Raw genomic sequence first — 18055 nt, forward strand, 5'->3', positions numbered from 1 at the left:
ATGCAAGAAATATGGCAAATAAAGATGAAAAAAAATTTTATAAAACTTCTTTTTTCATTTGTTCTTCATTTATATTTGGTCCGTTAGGTGCTTTAATTTCATGATTAATTTTAAAATTTCAAAAAAATAAAAAACTTAAAAATCAACAAAATGAAGAGCAATTATTAGAAAAATTAGCACTTTTAAAAAATAAAGATGTTGAAAATGATGATAGTAAAAATGAAATTGATAACGAAAAACTTGTAGCATTTTATAAAAATATTCTTGCTGAATTTGATACTTTATTTTCAAAACAAAGTAAAGATGTAGCAGAAATTAAAAATCAAAATACAAAGGCAACAATTAGAGCAGATCAAATTTTAGAACAAACAAAAACTACTAAAAATAATGGTTTATTAGTAGAACCACAACCAAATAGTGTTATGAAAACTACTAAAAATAATGGTTTATTAGAAGAAATTATGAAAGTAAAAAATAACTTGAGAAGAGTAGAACCACAACCAAGAAGTTTTACAAATATAATAATACCAAATCCTACTATTAAACCAAATTTATCAAATTGACAAAAAGAGCAAATTAAATCGGTTAATAAACAATTAAATTCAATAAAACAAGAAAATGAAAGTAATAAAAATATTGATGAAAACACAAGATAAAATAAAAATATAATTTGATATTTTTTGTATCATTAAATATAATATTTACAAAAAATATGATATAATGAATGTATTGTATATGGTTTTAAAATATTATTTAATATTTTAAAATAAATGACTTTTTATTAAAAGAAAATTTTAATATAAAAGTAAAAAACAAACTACAAAAAGTAAGTTGAAAAGTGATTGGAGAGCTATCGCAAGTTTTTAAAATAGCGCGATAAGTTAATTAATCACTTTTTAATTAAAATGGGTTTTGATAAAGTTGAAACTATTAAGAGTTTAGGAGATTTTATCTATCTCTTAAAAGAAGAAATAACAGAATATAAAAAACATATTGAAGACTATAACGAATTAGTCAATAAATTAAAAACAATTAATGCCGAATTAGAAAAACAATAGCATTAAACCCTTAATAAAATAGCAAACTTAAAAAAAGTAAGCCAACAATTATCAGATAAAGAATATAAAAGATAAAAAAATAAAAACAACATTGTTGTTTTTATTTTCGTTTTCTTTGATAATTGTAAACCGATGTTAATACTCAACTTTGGGGACTTCATTTTGTTAATTTTTTTACAATTTTATTAACACTTCCCGTTATGATATAATTTTTTCTTTTTACTTTTAATCCTTTTAATAAACTTTTTCGAGCATAAGTAGATGTTTTCATAACTTTAACAGTTGAATGGTATTTTGCATCTTTCTGGTTACTACTTCGATTTCAGAAATCAGTTTTTAATGGTCCTGGACATAAGGTAATAACTCGAACTGGTGATTTTGTTTTTTTCAATTCTGTATTAATAGCCACGCCTAAACTTCAAACATAAGCTTTTGAAGCATAATAACTAGCAAAAACTGGAGCTGGCGTAAATGCCGCTAAACTACCAATGTTTAAAACACGTCCTTGTTGTTGTGCTATAAAACGTTGCACAAATAATTTTGTTAAAATATGAACTGCTTTAATATTTAAATCAATCATGTTCATTTCTTGTTCTAAACTAGACTCACTAAAATAACCTCATACACCATATCCAGCATTATTAATTAAGATTGTTACATTATCTTTTGCAACATCATTAAATAATTTTTCACAATTCTCTAAATTACTTAAATCATAATTAATCATTTTAATTGTTTGTGCTGAATATTTTTGTTGTAAAGTTGTAATAGGGCTTGTATCACGAGCAATGGCAATAACATTATAACCAAGTTTTAATAATTCTTCGCAATAACAATATCCTAATCCTTTACTAGCACCAGTAACAACAGCTCATCCTAAATTATTATTTGTTTTTTTCATTGTTGTCTTGTCCATTTTCTAATTTTGGTTTTTTAATAACTGTCATATCAAATAATGTTTTACGATTTAAGAAAATATAATTTCCTGCTGCTGCTAATGATAATACCGTAGCTAAATACATTGGAATCATAATAATTTGGTTCACTCAACCAAATTCATCTCATTGTCCTGTTTGTAAAGAATGGCCATTAAACATACGAAAACCAATAAAAAACAAAACTGTCATTCCAAACATTTCCATTGCTGCTCGCACTCGTCCTAATTGATTAGCAGCCATTACTACTTTTTGTGTTGCTAAAATTTGGCGAACAACATCAATTACAAAATCACGGGCAATTAACAACACTACCATTCAAACTGGAATAATGTTTGCACAAGCAAACACAATTAAAACAGTATTTGTTAATAATTTATCTGCAATTGAATCAAAAAATTTCCCAAATGTTGTCACTTGATTATAACGACGAGCAATAAAACCATCTAATAAGTCAGTTAAACTAGCAATAATAAATAAAATCCCAGCAATTAAATAACTAATTGGCAATGAATAAGTAACATTATCTCCTTTAATTGTTAATCATTGATCTCATCCATTATATAAGGAACTATTTTCAAATGGAAAAATTACCATTAAAGCAATAATAACTGGGATTAAAAAAATCCGAATTAATGTAATACGATTAGCTCAATTCATTTTAAGTCCTCTTTTCTAAAGATATCTTATCTTGATATGTTAATATTACTTACATATTATATTATATAAATGTATAATATTAAAGAAAGTTTATGAGGTGAGGGGAAAAATGGTTAAAGAACTAGTACAATTACTTCAACAAAAACAAATGACAATTGCAGCATATGAATCAATAACAGGCGGCCTGTTTAGTCATTATATAACTAATGTTCCAAATGCTAGTCAAGTTTTTTTAGGCAGTATTGTCACTTATACCAATGAAATTAAAATTAAAGTTGGCCATGTTTCTCAATCAATAATTACAAAATATGGTGTTGTTTCAAAAGAAACAGCCGAAGCAATGGCTTTTGCTTGTCAAAAACAATTTAATAGTGATCTTGCCGTAAGTTTTACGGGTAATGCTGGTCCAGGTCAATTAGACAATTTACCAATTGGAACGGGATTTGCAACTATTCTTTTTCAAAACGAAGCAACAACATTCGCATTAACATTTAATCCAAATTGATCACGAGAACAAATTAAAGTTGCAACTGTTACAACAATAATTAAACATTTACAACAAATTTTAGAAAAAGAACAAGGAATTAATAGTAAAAAAGGAGAAAAATAAACAGAAAGGAGAATAAAAGAATGGAAGATAATAAACCAGTTCCTCCTCAAACGAAACCTCTTGACCAAGATGAAATTTTAAAAACTGTAATGAAAGAAATTGAAAAAACATATGGTAAAGGAGCTATTATGAAATTAGGGGATAAGAGTAATCTCACAATTGAAGCTGTCTCAACTGGAAGTTTATTACTTGATGAAGCAATTGGAGTCGGTGGGTATCCCAAAGGAAGAATTATTGAAATTTTTGGGCCATAATCATCAGGCAAAACAACCCTATCATTACATGCTATTGCTGAAGTACAAAAAGATGGTGGGCGAGGGGCTTTTATTGATGCTGAACACGCTTTAGACCCAAATTATGCCAAAAAACTTGGTGTTAATATTGCTGAATTAATTATTGCTCAACCTGATTCAGGTGAACAAGCACTAGATATTTTAGAAACACTTGTTAAATCAAATGCAATTGATTTAGTTGTAATTGATTCTGTTGCAGCCTTAGTACCCAAAGTAGAATTAGACGGAGAAATGAGTGATGTAACAATTGGAGCACAAGCACGTTTAATGAGTAAAGCTTTACGAAAATTAAATGGCGTAATTAATAAAACAAATTCAATCGTCATTTTCATTAATCAGATTCGAGAAAAAGTTGGTGTTTTATTTGGCAATCCTGAAACAACAGCGGGAGGACGTGCTCTTCGGTTCTATGCTTCTGTTCGATTAGATGTCCGTCGTACTGAAACATTAACAACAGCGGGAGTAGCAACCGCCAATAAAGTAAAAATTAAAGTGGTTAAAAATAAGGTTTCACCACCGTTTAAAACAGCTCTTGTTGATATTAATTACAATGAAGGAATTGATAAATATTATGAATTAATTGATTTAGCAGTAAAATATGATATTTTAGCAAAATCTGGGGTATGATATGCTTATCAAAATAATAAAATTGGTCAAGGACGAGAACGTGTAAAAGAATATTTAAAAATGAATCCATCAGTTTTTTTGGAAATTCAACAACAAATTATTAATAATTTTAAAACAAGTCAACAAGATTAGTTAAATGAAACATAAGAAAAGGAAAAGTTATTTAAAGAATAACTTTTCCTTTTCTTTTTTTGTCTTCTATTTAGTCTTTTTTTGTTTTTTTAAAATGACATTTTTCTAATAAAATGCGAAATTCATTCGGGTCTTTTTTCCGAATAATATTAATTAGTTTAATTATAAAGATAATACTAGCAAAAAAAGCTTGTAAAATATTTGTGACAGCTATTTGATAATTAATTTCTGGACTAATAACAGCATAACAAATTCAAAATAATGAAGCAGTTATTAGTAATAAATACATTAATAATGAAATTCCTTTTGTATTTCGCTTAATAATTGTTTTAATACTCTGCGGAATAAGATAAATGCTTGTTAAACTAGTCCCAACTCAACCAATAATTTCATAAGTTGCCATTTAAAACTACTAAAATTCTATTTTAGTTTTAATGACATATTTCATAAATTGTAAAGCGTTGGTTTAAATATTGTGGCTTAGTAATTTCCGCTGCTAGTGCTTTGGCCCCACTGGCATAACTAGCAAAAATAATGTTAATTTCGTTGTATAAAGCATCATCACTAATTTTAGTTTGATATCATCCTAGTGGTTCAATATCCTCGAATTCTAATGCTGGTGACATATATGATCAAGTAATTGAACTATTTTGTAATAATTTTAATACTTCATAATGACCATAAATAGCTGGTTTTCAACTTTCTAAATTCGTAGGAAATTGATCAATTGGAATATCAACTAATCTTGTGCGATCTCATGTTCATAATGACCCCGCACCACCACTTCAAACAATTCGTTGATTATTTTCGGCTGCAATTTTAATCATATTATTTGCAATTTTTACGAGTTCTTCAATACTACGAGCACTAACTGTTGAAACTAAAACATCATGTCCAATTGCTTGGGCTTTAAGTTGTTCAAAATCGCTGGCATTGCCCGCAAATTTAGTAATGGTAAGGTTGTTATAATTGATAAGTTCATTAATAAGTTTCTGACCCAATTTACCTTGAGCCCCAATCAATAAAATTCTCATATTTTCCTCCCTTACTAATATCTTAACATATTTATTTTTTTCTAGAATGAATAATTGATAACTAAATATCTTTTCAAAAGCTCTACTTTATGGGTATATTTTTTAAAAAAAGAAAAAATTATTTTTTTTAGTCTTTTTTATAAAATAATTTGTTAAATTAAAAAATACTTGCAAAAATTTTGCAAATAAAATATAATAACAATGTAGTTGAAACAGGTTACATAAAGACTAATTAGTTATTAATATGGTCCAATCTTAATAATTAATTGTGTTTTTAATTATATGTTTCCTTTGTAAAAAACTACAAAATGAAACTAACATTGCAAGTAAGTACTCTTTATAATTGTATAATCATTTAACGGTCCAAAATATTACTTTTAAAGTAATTGTTTATAAAATTATTTAATAATAACTAATTGCAATGTTGGTGAAAAAAATCTATATGTTGCCTTTGAGCGTTTTACTTTTAGTAAAACGCTTTTTTTATAGCAAAATTAACTAGATAAGTTTATAATTATATGAGAGTATAAACAACAGAGGGGAATTATTTTATATGCAAAATGGGTTAGAAAAGCAGTTGGAATCTACATTTAAAAGTTCTGAACAAGCAATGTTTGATGCTTTATTAAAAAGCTATTATTTAGATGATGATCAATTAGATTATTTGCATAAACATTACCGACCAATTTTTACTTTTGATGATAATGAAGCATGTATTTGTTTAAGTAAAGAACAGTACGCAAATTGTTGTAAAACAAAGGTATTAAATTCAACTAAAAATCGCGCCAAATATATTTCAATTTTACAAGCAGTAGGAAACTTAGTTTTAAAAGAACAATATATTCAACAAGAAACAAAGCATTATCAACAAGTTTTAAAAAATTGTACTAAACAAAAATGTATTTTACAAGAATGTAATAATAAAGTGGCTCAGCATAATCTTTATTCGCTTGATATTACTAAAAATCATTATTATTTAAATCGTTATCATTCTAAACATTTTTTTAAAAATATTAAGACATCTTTTTTAGATTTATCAATTGCAGAGCAAGCACCTTATTTTTTTAATGTTTTTTGTCAAAAACATTTAACTGAATATGTTAAATCAAACAAAACACTTGTCCCACAGTTAGAAGCATTATTAATGAATATTAACGATAATTTAGTTGATCATCAAGAACTTTATGAAACTTATGTTAATTATTATTATAGTTTAAGTGTTGCTGAACAAGTCATTTTAACAATTAAACTTCGTCGAATTATGAAATTAGCATTAGTTTATCAATTAGAATTGTCTCGTTTACTAAATGATTTAGATAATCAACAACATAGTTATGTTGTTAAAAAAATAACTTTGCCAAAAGAAATTCATTCAATTGTTTGCAATGACATTTTATTAGCTCAATTAACTCCAATTACTTTTCAAGCAATTAATTCACCAAATAATCCATTTTTACCAAATAAAATTTTATACACAAGATTAGTTAATAATGTGAAAAAAGGGGAAGTTCATTTTATTTATCATAAAAATAATCGTATTTTTAATACTTACTTTACTGAATGAGAAGAAAAAAATAAAAATGACAAACAATGACAAAACTATCTATCAAGTATTATTCTTAATCAAGGTACCCATTTTTTAATTGATAAAAAATATTATGATAAACTAAATCAAAAAACAAAAGATTTAATTAATATTTATTATTATAACCGGTTTGAACAACCACGAAATTCAGCAGAAGAATTAATGCTTCAAACCTTTATTAATAATTTTAATAATGGTATTAATATTTTAAAATAGGAAGTTGATGAAAATGACAATCTTAGGGTGAATTATAATTGGATTTTTTCTTAGTTTATTATTTATTTTTGTTGGTTTTTTAGGATGATTTTATCAAAAAAAACAACAACTTTTTTTCCAAATTTACAAACAACTAGAAGTTGAAAATCAAGAATATATTAATAATAATTTATCAAAATTAACTTTGCAAGAAATTAACGTTAAATTCAAATTAGAACCAGGTGAAAAAGTATTTAGTAATATTCCTGTTACTATTTACCTTCAGAATAAATTAAAAAGCAGTCAAACTCATTCTAAATATACAATCCCATTTGAAAATGGGATTAGTGTTGGTTATGGTGAAGGCAAAAGAATTAAAGAAATGTATCAAATTCCATTTCAAAATGGTCATATGTTTATTACAAATCGAAGAATTTTAATTATAAATGAAGAAATTACTACGATCTGACCATTAAGGGAAATTAATAATCTTGAATTAAGTATTTTTCGGATTAATAATATTCTATGCCAAGGCTTTTATTTATATACGGAACAAAAACGTTTTATAATCATTGTAAAAGGCTTAGAAACGCCATATCTAATTTATAAGGTGTGAAAACATGAATCATAGTTATTTAATTGGAATTATTTTATTTAGTACTATTTTAGGTGGTGCAATAATTATTGTTGCTATTTTAGCTTTATTCCAGCAACAAAAAATAAAAGATTTCAAACAAAAAAAGAACGAACTTCAAACAATGATTGATAATCATCAACAATTTTTAAATGCTACCTTGGTGGCAATTCAAATAAAATATGAATTACCAAAAAATGAAATTTGTTATTATCAAGCACCAATTAGTGGTTATGAAATAACAAAGCAAAAAGAACTTAAACAAAATGTTTACTATTTAACTCAACAAATGAAAGAACAATATTATGTTGAATACTTGACTGGTTATTTAAATCTTACTACTAGTAATAGTAAGGAAACAATTAATGGGATCATTTATGTTACAAATTACCGCTTAGTTTTTCAAATCAAAGATGAAAATCTTCTCATTTGATTAAAAGATATTAATTTTGTTTTACCAAGTGTTTTTAACCTTAATGGTTTTTATCAAATCGGTTTTTTTATTAGTACTACTGAAAAAATTTATCGCTTTATTACAAATGATGTTAAAATATCAATGACAATTTTTAAAACATGACAGCAAAATAGGGGAGGATAATTTAACAATGAAAATGCACATTATTTTAGTTTTTTCACTAATTCTAATGTTAGCTTTATATACTTTTCATACTTTATTTTTTATTCATTATCAAAAGCAAAAAGAAAATAATAAAGCAAATAAAGAATATAAATGAAAAGCAATGCTAATTTTTATCTTTATTACCATCTATCTGTTTTTAACTCCACTTAATATTTTCATTATTATTGATTATATTTTATTAATGACTTTATCAAGTATCCCAAATACTTTTGCTTATTTATTTGTAATTATTGCAATTTGTAATTATGGCTTAATTTTAAGTTATTTAATTATTCAAACATTAGTTAATAATAGTTTATGAATTAAAGTAAATGATGAAACTATTTTCTTTCTAGATGAAGAAATTATGCTATCACAAGTAATTGGCATTGATATCAATGGTTTGTTTAATAAAGTTATTTACAAAGTTGATGGTGAAATTGAAAAAAAAGTTATTGTTGGGAAAAAAACATTTCAATTTTTAGAGCAAATTAAATTAACAAATTAAAAAACAATCAACGTGTTGGGAAAAACCAGTTGATTGCTCTTTTTCTGTTTGGGTAACAAAAATAATTATGTTGGCGAAATAAGGATTTATGTAAATTATTTTTTTATGGTAACTTATAATAAAAAGAAAAGATAAGAGATAACCTAAAGGGGAGAGATAGTAGTGTAATTATAAATCCTTTATATAATTATTCTGTTTACTTTAGAGATTTAGGAAAAATACTTTTCCTTACCCATAGTATACTATTAATATTAAAATAATACAATATTTTTTTATTTTTTAATAAAATAAAATATTTTTCCAAAATTAAAATATTAGTATTATTAACATTTTACAAAAGAATTATATTTTTTGTCATATTACTCACCTTTATAAATATCTAACGCTTTTTTAACTGATATTTTATAATCAACAATTTTATTAATTGTGGGGCGGCTTTTTAAAAATTTATTACAATAACTTGATGTTGGGTCATATTTTTTTTGTTGTAACTCAGGATTAAAAATTCGAAAAAATGGTTGGGCATCAAACCCCGTCCCTGCTACTCATTGTCATGAACATTGATTTATAATAGGATCATAATCAATTAACTGTTGAGCAAAATATTGTTCACCTTTATGTCAATTAATTTGTAAATTTTTAACTAAAAAAGAAGCACAAACCATTCTTGCTCGATTATGCAATAAACCTGTTTCTTTTAATTCTTTCATTCCGGCATCAATAAAATCATACCCAGTTTCACCATTTTGTCATTTTTGAAATCATTCTAGATTATTTGTTCAGTTAATTGTTATTTTTTTATTTCAATTTTCACTAAAACATCATTGTTGATGTAATTGAGCATTATAAGTTACTTGATAATAAAAATCTCGTCATGCCAATTGTCGTGCAAAAGCGTTATCAAAAGTACCAAATTTTTCAATACTTCAAAGGTAACATTGGCGAATTGAAACAACACCAAATTTTAAAGCAGTACTAATTTTTGCTGTCCCATTTTCTAAATCAACCAAATCACGAGTTTGTTGATAGTTTTGATTTAACTGAAACATTGCTGTTTTAACTTTTTCAAATTCTAATGGTAAATTAAAATCACTAGATTTAACATTTGTAATGTCTTGTAAAATCTCAAGATCTTTTAAATGTTGGGGCAAAAAGGGGTTAACCTTATAAGTAATAATATGATTATCGTTAAAATGTCCTTTTAATTTATTTCAAAATGGTGTAAAAACAGTGTAATATCCATTTTGAGTAGTTTTTATTGTTCACGGTTCTAGTAATACATAATCATCAAATTCACGATAAATAAAATTATATTCTTTTGATAATTGGCGCATTGCTTTACTCCGGTTAAGAGCAAATGGGGTATAATCGCGGTTAGTATATATCTTATTAATTTTATAACCCTGTTCTAACAAAAATTTAATTCCAGCTTGTTCATTTTCACTTTTTAAAAAATTAACATGAACTTTTTTAGTTAACTGTTTTAAACAATGGACCATTGCTTGAAAACTACGGGGTGAAAAATAATTATTCGCTTTTATTTGCTCTTTTGTAAAAATAAATAATAAATAAATTTTGTTTTCCTCATTAGCCAACTGCGCAAGACCAAGATTATCTTCAATTCTAAAATCACGATGAAAAATAAAAATGTTCATTAGTTACAGCCACTTTCTAATTTATTTTTTATCATTATACTATAAATTCATAATAATATTATTTTATTACATAAAAAAGGATTAAATTTATTCTAATACACATTTATGCCAATTTAAGTTATAATTATACAAGGATATTAAAAAGAAGCGGGGAGTTACAATGGGAGTACCAACATTTTGTCCAATTCATTTAAAAATTCATGAGTGTCCAGAAAATAGTAATAAAGCTATTTCAAGAGCAACTGAAAATAAAATTAAAGCAAAAATGAGTCGAATGCTAAATCCAACTACGACTAGTAGCGCACCTGTTAAACCGGCAGTAGTTGAAAAGGGAACAATTCAATATATATTAACAAATGCTAAAAAAAACAATGAAAACATTAAACACAAATTAGGAATTGAAAATGAAGATGAAAAGACTATTGGTGTTGATGAAAATGATATTAAAGCAAAAATGGCACGCTTACGTGCTGCAGTTACTGGCCACCAAGGAGTAGGGGAAGAAGATAATAATAATTTATCTTCTTCCCCTACTCGTGTTAGCAAAAAAGATCCTGGATTACAAGAAATAATTGATCATGCTTATCAAGTTAATCGTGGCATTGAACGCATTAAAAATCCATCTGAAGCAGAACCACATGAAACAATTATTAATTTTGATAATAATGACTTAGATCAATTAAATGTTGAAATGCAAACCAACCAGGTAAAAAAAACCGCTTTAAACGCATTAAAACAAAAAAAGTCAACCAATAGTAAACCTAATTCAACACAAACAAGAAAACAAAACGTTACTAATAAAGTTACTACTAAGGAAAAAAATAAACCACTTGAGCCAACGATTATCTTAACTGCGACAGAAATTGAAGCTTTAATTGAAAAAGCTGTTGTTAAAGCAATCGCAAAAGAAAAAAATAATAAAAAGAAAAGGGGAGAATAATACTATTTACTTCCCCTTTTCTTTTAATTTTGTTTCATCTAAAATCCGCTGATCTGATTGAATATATTTTGTTTGACTATGTAATAAGTATTTTATTTCTTCTAATTTTTGGCCAGTTAATAACACATCTTGGCAGTATTTTTTATTAATTTCCTTAATTAATTTATTTGTTACAGTATCTGGTTGCAATGTTCCTAATGATTCAAATGAAAGTTGTTCTTTTAAATCATATTTACTAATAATTCCTCGTAAACCAACACCAATTAATCGAATTGGTTGACCCGATCAAAATTGCTCAAATAATATAATTGCCACTGAATAAATATCATCTAGCAAGTTAGTATATTTTTTAATTGTTTGCTGTTTCGTAAAACGTTTTCGATTAGCATTTTTAAATGTAACATAAATTACATTTCCAACCATTGTTCGTTTTGTTGCTCGTTGGCTAACATGTTTTGCTAATAAATAAATTTTATTCTTAATATCTTCATAATCAATTAAGTCATATTCAAATGTTGTTTCATTCCCAATTTGTTTTAGTTGATTATGTTCAAAACTTAATTGTTGTTCACCACCACCATTAGCTCGTTCAACAAAACCATACGCTTGTTTGCCTAAAATGATTTCTAATGTTGTAATATCAGCAAACTCTGCTAAATCTTTAATCGTATGAATCCCAATTTCATTTAAGCGATGAGTTGCTTGTTTACCAATACCAAATATTTTATTGACCGGTAATGGTTGAACTAGCTGAGCAACATCTTCTGGTCGAATTAAGGTAATTCCCATTGGTTTTTTCATATCGATAGCAATTTTTGCTAATGATTTATTATATGAAATACCAATACTATTTGGTAATCCAATTTGTTGAAAAACATTTTGTTGCATATCAAGCGCTAATCGCATTGCCGAACCATATTTTAAATAAATATCAGTTACATCAATATAACATTCATCAATTGAAGCAACTTCAATTTTATTCGTATAATGCATACTAATAAAATCAAATAATTTTTGAGCAAAATCAACATACAAGCCAAAATCTTACTTAACAACTTCAAGATGATGACAAATTTCTTTTGCTTTATATAAAGGCATTGGACTATTAATACCTAATTGCCGTGCTTCATAATTTGCTGTTGTTACAACTGCTCGACGTGATGAATTGGCAACAACGAGTGGTTTTCCTTGTAAGTGGGGATTAGCAACTTGATGACAACTAGCAAAAAAACTATTCATATCAATATGAAAAATAACTTTCATTCTTTCTCTCCCCTACTCTGTTAAAGGCCAAAGGGTCCGGTATACTTATAAATCTTTTTAAAAATAAAATTATAACCAAAAATATATGTAAACTGAATACTCCGCGAATAACTACGGGCAATAATTCAATCATCATATAATTCCGGGAATTCTTTTTTAACAAATGGTCGCATTTCTGTTTCATATCAATTTTCTAAATTTTGTTTAAAATAGCCATTAAAGCTTAATAAAATTAAATATGTTGCAATAATAAAAATTAATAATAAGTTTAAGACTCCATAACGATTAATAAAATAAAAGAAATTATTATGGTCTAACAAGGCGGGGTTAGTTTTTAGTATGGCAATAAAAATAATTGTAAATAATGAAACAATAAGAAAGAAAAGTAGTAATAATGGTGGAGCTAAATACAATAAGAAATGCATTGTTTGAACATGTTTATTTTTTAAATATAGTTGGGTGACAAAAAATGTTCGTCCTAAAACATAATCTAATCCCATTCCTGATAAAAAATAGGACTGATTAAATAATTGTAAATCATTAATATAAAATGTTTTCTTTTTATAAGAATGTGTAATTAACACTTGGCCTGGTTTACGAACAACTTTTAACCCAGTAATTTTCTTTTTCGTTAAATAGCGATCAATAACTTCTAATGAAATCATTGATTGACTTGGAGCATTATTTAAATTTGGAATTGGGACTAAAATATTTCGGTAAGACATAATTAAAAAAATTAATATAATAATATTAATCGCAATAAAAAATCCAATTAAAATAAAGGCTATTTCACTATTTCCTAATATCATCGTAATCATCCTCTACTATTATAAATAATAAAATAAACTGATACTTCTCATATTATAACTTGAAAGTGTTAACATTAATAGGTTATTGTACTAAAAAATATTTTTTCTTTTCCTTGTAAATTGTAAATGGTTCTAATTATGATCTTTCGTAAGGGATGTTTCCTCAACTAATTCAATTTCTCCAGTTTGAACTTTTTGTAATCGTTCTTTAACAATTGCGGATAAGGAACGTAAACTACCATTATTTAATTTCATTTGTAACAATTTTTTTCGTTCTTCATTATTGGGGTCAGCTGCTAATTTTAATAAACGTAAACGTTGTTCATAATTTAAATTATCGGGATCTAGTACATCTTCATCATTAATAAAGATTGCTTCTTTCTTACTTGCATCAAGATTTATTTTTGCATTTTTTAAGATGTTGTTCATTGTTAACGGTTCATTGTCTAAAGGTTCATCTGAAATTAATGCTATTTCATCATTGCTGTCAGATAATGATAAATTATCATTATTTTTACCCTGCACTTTTGAAAGTAACGCTGGATTATTAAAATATTTTTGGTCAGGATAAACCTCGTCACCCCCAACACAAGGAGTTGCATCTAAGACAACTTGGGCTGGTTTATTTAATAATTCTTCTAATGATTTAGGAGCATAAAAACTATATTTTCGACGTCCTTCAATGCGAGGTTCTTGAACTCGGTTCCGCAGTACATCTAATTTACGCGTAATTAAATTAGCTTTTGATTTTTGTCAACGATCATAAATTTTATTAACATCAAGCGATGGAGCAACCATATCATTTTCATTAAATGGAACAAACCGATTCTTATTATTTAAATTTAACTCATCTAAATCAGTTAATTCTGTTGCCTGGTCAATTTCTGCCCCTTCGATTGGTTGAAAATCAGAATAATCTAATTCATCATAATTATCATTATGGTCAAAAACATCATTTTGAACATTATTTTGTTTAACATTAAACTTGTCATTATAGTATGAATATGTTTCAAAATCATTCGTTAACCTAGTAATTTTATTAGCATAATTTTGATTATTATCACTTAATGTTGTTTTATCTTGCATAATTGAAGTTGGTCGTTTTGCTGGATCAAAATCATTTGGGTCATAATCATCTCAGTAATCAATTACTTTTTTATTATTCTCCATTATTAAAGCCCCCATACTTTTTTACCTATTTATTATACTATAAAATTAAGATGAAAAAAAGGGTTCGGATGCTTCTGGTTGGAATAAGTTGGAATAAAGTATGTGCTTGTTATTCAAAACTTTATAAATGCTTAATTTAAATAATTATTGATTAGTGCTATACTACACATAAATATATAAATTATTAATTTTAAATCAAATTATCAAAATCATATTAACAACTATATTAAATAGAAATACGAGTGTGAAATATTTATGTAGTATACCACACACATTTTGTAGATTGCAAGAAAACAAGAAAAAATAATAAAATATATAATTTAAAATGGAATTATGTAAAATGAAGTGCAACAAATCTATTAATTTATAAGACCGCAAAATAAAATAATGTTTTCTTTTCATTAAAAAATCAACTCTTTTTTGAATATGTAAAGAAAAGTGTACATAAAAAATAAAACTTAGTTAGGATTGAGTTATTCCATATTCAATAGGACTCAATCCTTTTAATATACTTTATACTTTTTGAACCCCATATTGATCTTCAGGTATTACTTCATTATTTGTTCCAAAAAACTTTTGAAATGGTGTATAGTAAAATATTGATGGTGATCTTCCAAAATAAAATGTTGCATCAAATCCACCTGGATCAGGAGTAGAAAAAATAAGATGATTTGAACCATTAAAACCAAAATTGGCCCCACCAGGATAGCCATTTGCCTGCGTAAAATTAAATAAATTAATATCAACCAAATTTTGTCCCACATTTGATGATTTAAAAATTTTAAATAATGTTTTTAAAATTGTTTTATTTTCTAATCCATTTTTAACAATTTGATCAAAATCAATGGCATTAACTTGAAAGTTAAAACGGATCCCATCATAAGTGATATTATAAAATTTTAAAAAAGTAATAATTAAATTCCCAAAATTACTTAACTTTGTATTAAGAGCATCGGCTGATAACCTAACATTTGATTCAAAGATAACATTTTGTGAATCTTTCATATATCCTTTTAATGTCATTCCATAAATATTAATATAATCTAATTTTAAAGCAAGTGTTGCTAAATTTAACATGTTATTTGTTATTTGATCTAATTTTGGAACTAATTGTTTATATTGCTTTACAAAAGATTCCGCTTTAGCTGTAGAAGGTTCATTACCGCCTCAATGTTTTAACCGATTTCTTGATAAATAGTCAAAATCAAGGCCTTTATCCGATGGACGATGATGTTCAATAAGAGAATTTTTTATTCATGTAAATGAGCTTTCTTCATTATATGAAATATCAAGTTTTGCTAATTGTTGATTACTTTTAATAAACTCTTTTAATGTCATTTTATACTTGGAATCTAAATTCGAATCATCCATCCCAAAATCAAGATAAAAGTCATCATATAAGGATTTAAAATAACCTTCATTTAATTTAACAGTTTTAATACTTGATAATCATTGTAATAAATTATTTTGAAAGTAAATAAAACTACCATCATATAATTTACTAAATATTTCAACATTATTTGTCATATTGAAGTTTGTTTGGCATTCTTGTGTTGAAATTAATGATTTAAATTTAACATCATATTTAATATTAAAATCAATGCGAACAGCTTTAACCTTTTCAATTCCTTCAATCTTTAAGTCTAAACTTTCATTCATTTGTTTTAAATCAATAAAATTAAGACTAATAACATAATCATCATCATTAAAACTTAATGGATCAGAATTTAAATAATAATTTGGATATTCATTAATAATTTGTTGATTAACAATATTATAAACATCACGAAACATTGCTAAAAAATAATTAATTAAAGCTTGATGTTCAGAATTATTACCTTGTAACGTTATCCGTGGTTCCTTCTTACTAACTCATTCATATCCTTTTAACAAGTCACTAGTATTCCCTAATACTACTTCCTTAAATAATAGGTCTTGAAAACCAGTCTTTGCCATTCTAATAATGTTATTAAAAGTTTCAAGGTCCTGATTTTCTTTATCTTTATTGTCGTCTTTACCATTGTTTTTATCATCATCTTTACTGTCAGAATAATCAGTTCGTTGCTTTTGACAAGCAAGAACACTTGTTGTGCCAGTTGTTGTTAATAATCCAATACCTAATAAACTTAATAGTTTTTTCATTAAAACATTCCTTTAATTTGAATTAAAGTAATTTATTTTAAAAATATTATTAATATCTTAAAATCATGTACAGTAGTTACTTTATATAATATTTTGTTGTAATTAGCAACATGTTTTGTAACAATCCTTTTACGAATGATGGATGCTTTTTTTATGTTGTTGATAATAATTGTAAAACATCATCCCGGCAGTATATCAAATTACTACAATAATAATTCAATTTAAAACATTAATAAAATTAGCTTTATCTAACCCTAATCCATTTTGAATGCCAACAAAAACTATTAGATAAGAAACAATAACTCCAAAACTACCTCCTAAGGTAAAACTAGTAGCAATTTTAATATCATAATTTTGATCTTTAATAAAGCGAAAGGCACCAACTGGCATTAAAAAACTGCTGACCCCATCATAATTGGAAAAGCACAAAGCGAACTTAATCCCATTAAATAAGTTACCGCCATTGCTGGGGCATAAATCCCGATTCCTAATGATTGTAAAATCCCTAACCCAAAAAAGATAATTGCTCCTAAAAGATATTTTCATCATACTTCTAATGAATCACTTGTTCCAGCTCTTGGCATCACACTAACTTCCTTTTGCCCTAACAAAATAATAATTGAAATAATAATTAGGGCAACTCCCAATAAGATTTGTGCTCAACCTAATTTAATTTTATTAGCAATTAACGCACCAATATAAGCTCCTATTGCGGCTGCTGTAATTAATAATACTAACGTTAATCATTCCACTTTCACTAACGAAATAAAAATAATAGCTTGTAAACAAGTTGGAATTGCATGACCAACATTTAAGGTTCCTAATAATTGTTTATCATTTTTAACTTGTTTTGTTAACTTTAAAAGAACAATACTAATTGCAAATGAACCAATCCCAATCGTATCACAAAAATCAGCAATAAACCCAATAAGCCCTAATTTTCAAAACTTTTGTTTAATATTATATTGAAATTCCCCAGAATTATCTTTTTCAAAATTAAGATAACTATTACGGAAATAAAAGTACGCAAAAATCCCAACAATAATTAATAAAATACTACTAACTATAATTGCAACTACTGTTGGTTTTCAAAGATTGGTAAAATATAAGGATAATAATAAAATTATCATCGCAATTGGAATACTAATAAAACTTCAAAAAAATATTTTTTTCATAAATAACTAAG

General features: G+C 26.1%; 18 protein-coding genes and 2 pseudogenes. 8 read left to right on the forward strand and 12 right to left on the reverse strand.

Annotation, left to right across the window (positions count from 1 at the left end):
* The first annotated feature begins 11 nt into the window (after positions 1 to 11).
* Positions 12 to 656 (forward strand): hypothetical protein, encoded by a 645-nt coding sequence (locus SPM_RS02770; protein ID WP_004028121.1) that lies wholly within the window; start codon positions 12 to 14, stop codon positions 654 to 656.
* A gap of 502 nt (positions 657 to 1158) precedes the next feature.
* On the opposite strand, the gene SPM_RS02775 is transcribed toward SPM_RS02770, so the two are convergent.
* Positions 1159 to 1959: an SDR family NAD(P)-dependent oxidoreductase gene (locus SPM_RS02775; protein ID WP_004028123.1), complete on the reverse strand. Its 801-nt coding sequence runs from the start codon at positions 1957 to 1959 to the stop codon at positions 1159 to 1161.
* On the reverse strand, positions 1943 to 2653 hold the full coding sequence (gene pgsA / locus SPM_RS02780; RefSeq protein WP_004028124.1) for a CDP-diacylglycerol--glycerol-3-phosphate 3-phosphatidyltransferase: 711 nt from the start codon (positions 2651 to 2653) through the stop codon (positions 1943 to 1945). Before pgsA ends, SPM_RS02775 begins: the two co-directional genes overlap by 17 nt.
* 109 nt (positions 2654 to 2762) lie before the next feature.
* On the opposite strand from pgsA, the gene SPM_RS02785 reads away from it, so the two are divergent.
* Together SPM_RS02785 and recA are read left to right on the forward strand one after the other, a co-directional pair.
* A complete protein-coding gene (locus SPM_RS02785) occupies positions 2763 to 3263 on the forward strand; it encodes a CinA family protein (protein ID WP_004028125.1) in 501 nt (166 codons plus the stop codon).
* A 20-nt stretch (positions 3264 to 3283) separates the two neighbouring features.
* Positions 3284 to 4315 (forward strand): annotated as a pseudogene (recA, locus tag SPM_RS02790) (recombinase RecA).
* A 70-nt stretch (positions 4316 to 4385) separates the two neighbouring features.
* On the opposite strand, the gene SPM_RS02795 reads toward recA, so the two are convergent.
* Together SPM_RS02795 and SPM_RS02800 are read right to left on the reverse strand one after the other, a co-directional pair.
* Entirely contained in the window at positions 4386 to 4718 is a 333-nt protein-coding gene (locus tag SPM_RS02795) for a SemiSWEET family sugar transporter (RefSeq protein ID WP_004028128.1), read from the reverse strand.
* Between the two features lie 28 nt (positions 4719 to 4746).
* The gene (locus tag SPM_RS02800) at positions 4747 to 5349 is read right to left on the reverse strand and encodes an NAD(P)-dependent oxidoreductase (protein WP_004028129.1); all 603 of its coding nucleotides are present in this window, start codon (positions 5347 to 5349) and stop codon (positions 4747 to 4749) included.
* Between the two features lie 553 nt (positions 5350 to 5902).
* Here SPM_RS02800 and SPM_RS02805 point away from each other — a divergent pair.
* The 4 genes from SPM_RS02805 to SPM_RS02820 are packed head-to-tail and all read left to right on the forward strand — an operon-like array spanning position 5903 to position 8890.
* On the forward strand, positions 5903 to 7150 hold the full coding sequence (locus SPM_RS02805) for a hypothetical protein (RefSeq protein ID WP_004028130.1): 1248 nt from the start codon (positions 5903 to 5905) through the stop codon (positions 7148 to 7150).
* A 7-nt stretch (positions 7151 to 7157) separates the two neighbouring features.
* Positions 7158 to 7760 (forward strand): hypothetical protein, encoded by a 603-nt coding sequence (locus SPM_RS02810; RefSeq protein ID WP_004028951.1) that lies wholly within the window; start codon positions 7158 to 7160, stop codon positions 7758 to 7760.
* Positions 7750 to 8361: a hypothetical protein gene (locus SPM_RS02815; protein WP_004028132.1), complete on the forward strand. Its 612-nt coding sequence runs from the start codon at positions 7750 to 7752 to the stop codon at positions 8359 to 8361. The genes SPM_RS02810 and SPM_RS02815 overlap by 11 nt, the downstream gene beginning before the upstream one ends.
* A 7-nt stretch (positions 8362 to 8368) precedes the next feature.
* The gene (locus tag SPM_RS02820) at positions 8369 to 8890 is read left to right on the forward strand and encodes a hypothetical protein (RefSeq protein WP_004028133.1); all 522 of its coding nucleotides are present in this window, start codon (positions 8369 to 8371) and stop codon (positions 8888 to 8890) included.
* A gap of 359 nt (positions 8891 to 9249) precedes the next feature.
* Here SPM_RS02820 and SPM_RS02825 read toward each other — a convergent pair whose 3' ends face one another.
* A complete protein-coding gene (locus SPM_RS02825) occupies positions 9250 to 10545 on the reverse strand; it encodes a cryptochrome/photolyase family protein (protein ID WP_004028134.1) in 1296 nt (431 codons plus the stop codon).
* A 160-nt stretch (positions 10546 to 10705) separates the two neighbouring features.
* Between SPM_RS02825 and SPM_RS02830 the strand changes: the two genes are divergently transcribed.
* A complete protein-coding gene (locus tag SPM_RS02830) occupies positions 10706 to 11485 on the forward strand; it encodes a hypothetical protein (protein WP_004028135.1) in 780 nt (259 codons plus the stop codon).
* Positions 11486 to 11491: 6 nt separating this feature from the next.
* Here the strand turns inward: SPM_RS02830 and SPM_RS06805 are convergent, their stop codons facing one another.
* The 7 genes and pseudogenes from SPM_RS06805 to SPM_RS02855 form a co-directional block, all read right to left on the reverse strand.
* The gene (locus tag SPM_RS06805) at positions 11492 to 12286 is read right to left on the reverse strand and encodes a DinB/UmuC family translesion DNA polymerase (RefSeq protein WP_334198936.1); all 795 of its coding nucleotides are present in this window, start codon (positions 12284 to 12286) and stop codon (positions 11492 to 11494) included.
* A 15-nt stretch (positions 12287 to 12301) separates the two neighbouring features.
* Positions 12302 to 12748 (reverse strand): annotated as a pseudogene (locus SPM_RS06810) (DNA polymerase Y family protein); the annotation flags it as partial.
* Between the two features lie 20 nt (positions 12749 to 12768).
* Positions 12769 to 13557, reverse strand: a complete 789-nt coding sequence (locus SPM_RS02840; RefSeq protein ID WP_004028138.1) for a hypothetical protein — start codon at positions 13555 to 13557, stop codon at positions 12769 to 12771.
* Positions 13558 to 13689: 132 nt separating this feature from the next.
* On the reverse strand, positions 13690 to 14727 hold the full coding sequence (locus SPM_RS02845; protein ID WP_004028139.1) for a hypothetical protein: 1038 nt from the start codon (positions 14725 to 14727) through the stop codon (positions 13690 to 13692).
* 513 nt (positions 14728 to 15240) lie between these two features.
* Complete coding sequence (locus SPM_RS02850) at positions 15241 to 16869, reverse strand: hypothetical protein (RefSeq protein ID WP_004028140.1); 1629 nt, start codon at positions 16867 to 16869, stop codon at positions 15241 to 15243.
* Between the two features lie 129 nt (positions 16870 to 16998).
* Positions 16999 to 17259: a hypothetical protein gene (locus SPM_RS06310; RefSeq protein ID WP_004028141.1), complete on the reverse strand. Its 261-nt coding sequence runs from the start codon at positions 17257 to 17259 to the stop codon at positions 16999 to 17001.
* Entirely contained in the window at positions 17259 to 18044 is a 786-nt protein-coding gene (locus SPM_RS02855; RefSeq protein WP_004028142.1) for a TSUP family transporter, read from the reverse strand. The genes SPM_RS06310 and SPM_RS02855 overlap by 1 nt, the downstream gene beginning before the upstream one ends.
* Positions 18045 to 18055 lie beyond the last annotated feature (11 nt).

Origin of the sequence: Spiroplasma melliferum KC3 (assembly GCF_000236085.2) — a bacterium.
Taxonomy (GTDB): Bacteria; Bacillota_I; Bacilli_A; order Mycoplasmatales; family Mycoplasmataceae; genus Spiroplasma; species Spiroplasma melliferum.